At 74.5% G+C, this 2,241-nt stretch carries 2 protein-coding genes; both read left to right on the top strand.

The genetic code is table 11. The annotated features are described in order from the left end of the window. Positions 1 to 51 precede the first annotated feature (51 nt). On the top strand, positions 52 to 540 hold the full coding sequence (locus tag ACY45C_RS15910; protein WP_462188372.1) for a hypothetical protein: 489 nt from the start codon (positions 52 to 54) through the stop codon (positions 538 to 540). Positions 541 to 632: 92 nt separating this feature from the next. Continuing rightward, a partial coding sequence (locus tag ACY45C_RS15905; protein ID WP_462188371.1) for a methylmalonyl-CoA mutase subunit beta occupies positions 633 to 2,241 on the top strand: 1,609 nt, incomplete at its 3' end.

Below are 2,241 nucleotides of genomic sequence, written 5' to 3'. Positions count from 1 at the left end.
ATCAACAAATGGCTGCGCCGATGAAATTTCCAAACAGGCCCTAATGCCGGCGTGGCGCGGGCGCGGGCGGCCGCCGAGGGGCGGCGCGGTTTCCGGCAGACGACCGACTGGTGGTCGCTGGCCGACGGCCGGGCCGAGAACCCCCTGGAGACCCGGCTGCGGCTGCTGCTGGCCGACAACGGGCTCGCGCCCGTGGAATTGCAGTGGCCGGTCAGGGACGGGACCGGTCAGATCATCACCCGGCTGGATCTTGCCTGGCCGGCGCAGCGACTCGACGTGGAGGCGGACACCTTCTCGGCCACCAGCCCGCCGGCGATGATCTACCAGGACCGTCACCGCGGCAACATCCTCGCCGCGTTGCGCTGGACGGTGCTGCGGTTCAGCGTGGCCGACGTGACCTGGCATCCGGAGCGGGTCGTCTCGGCGGTGACCCGGGTCCTGGCGGCGCGGGCGGCCGAGCGGGCCGAGGCGTCCAGAGTGGCCGCTGAGGCGTCCGCCGCCGGCACAGCCGCGGTGGCTGAGCGGCTGCGGGCATCGTGAGCAGGGACACGATCCGGCGAAACGCGCGCAAGGTGTTGTGACGGGAAGTACATTCCAGGCCGCCTGGGCCCCCCGGGCCTACGATCCGGAACATGAGCGTTCCATCGGCCGGGTTGTCGCTGGCGGCAGACTTTCCGGAGGCGACGCGCGCCGATTGGCAGACGCTCGTCCTGCAGGTGCTGCGCAAGTCTGGCGTGGCGACCGAGGCGACTACTCCCGGCGAAGTCGAGGAGCTGTTGGCCACGCGGACCTATGACGGTCCGCGGATCCGTCCGCTCTACACCGCCGAGAACGCCCCCGCCGGCGGGGTGGGCCTGCCGGGGCTCGCCCCGTTCGTGCGGGGTGGGCGGGCGCAGGGCGCGGGCACCGGCGGCTGGGATGTCCGCGCGCTGCATGACAACCCCGATGCCACGCTCGTCGCCGAGGCGGTCCTCGCCGATCTGGAGAACGGCGCTACCTCGCTCTGGCTGCGGCTGGGGCCCGCCGGTCTGCCGATCGGCGGGCTCGGCGCGGTGCTGCGCGAGGTCTACCTCGACCTCGCGCCGATCGTGCTGGACGCGGGGGAGCTCACCGCCTCGGCCGCCGAGGAGTTCTTCGGCCTCGCCGCCGCCCGCGGCCTGCCCGGTTCGCAGCTCACGGGCAGCCTCGGCGCCGACCCGATCGGTCTGGCCGCGCGGACCGGCTTGCCGGCCGACGGCCCGGTGGGCCTCGCCGAGGCGGTGTCGCTCGCCGGCCGGTGCGTGCGGGAGTTCCCCGGGATCCGCGCCTTCGTCGTCGACGCCCAGCCCTACCACCGCGCGGGTGGCAGTGACGCCGAGGAACTCGGGGCGTCACTGGCCACCGGCGTCGCCTACCTGCGGGAGCTCACCGGGGCCGGCCTGAGCCTTGCCGAGGCGCTCGCCCAGATCGAGTTTCGCTACGCGGTCACCGCCGATCAGTTCTCCTCGATCGCGAAGCTGCGGGCCGCCCGCCGGTTGTGGTCACGGGTCGCCGAGGTGTGCGGCGCCGAGCCGGCCGACCGGGCCCAGCGCCAGCACGCGGTCACCTCGGCGGCGATGATGACCCGCCGGGATCCCTGGGTGAACATGCTGCGCACGACGCTGGCCTGCTTCGGCGCCGGTGTCGGCGGCGCCGACGCGGTCACCGTCCTGCCGTTCGACACGCGCCTCGGCCGGCCCGACGACTTCTCCCGCCGGATCGCCCGCAACACCCAGACCCTCCTGCAGGAGGAGTCGAGCCTGATCCGGGTGACCGACCCGGCCGGCGGCTCCTGGTACGTCGAGTCACTCACCGCCGAGCTCGCCGAGGCGGCCTGGGCCTGGTTCACCGAGATCGAGCGGGCCGGCGGGATCGTCGCCGGCCTGCGGTCCGGGCTCGTCGCCGAGCGGATCGCGGCCACCTGGGCGACGCGCTCCGACGCGATCGCCCACCGGCGGGAACCGATCACCGGGGTGAGCGAGTTCCCGAACCTGGGCGAGAACCTCCCCGAGCGGCACCCCGTGCCCGCCGTGAGCCCCGTGCCCGCCGCGAGCCCCGCCGGCGTCGGCGGGGAGGCCGCCACGGCGGTGGGCGCCGGGCTGCCGGAGCTCACCTACGACCTCACCTTCGAGGAGCTGCGCGCCCGTTCCGACGCGCACCTGGCGGCGACGGGCGGCCGGCCCGTGGTCTTCCTGGCCACCCTGGGCAGCGCGGCGGCCTCGA

This window comes from Frankia sp. CcWB2 (assembly GCF_977927585.1).
The sequence above is the reverse complement of the archived record's forward strand: the minus strand, read 5'-3'. Positions and strand labels throughout refer to the sequence as shown.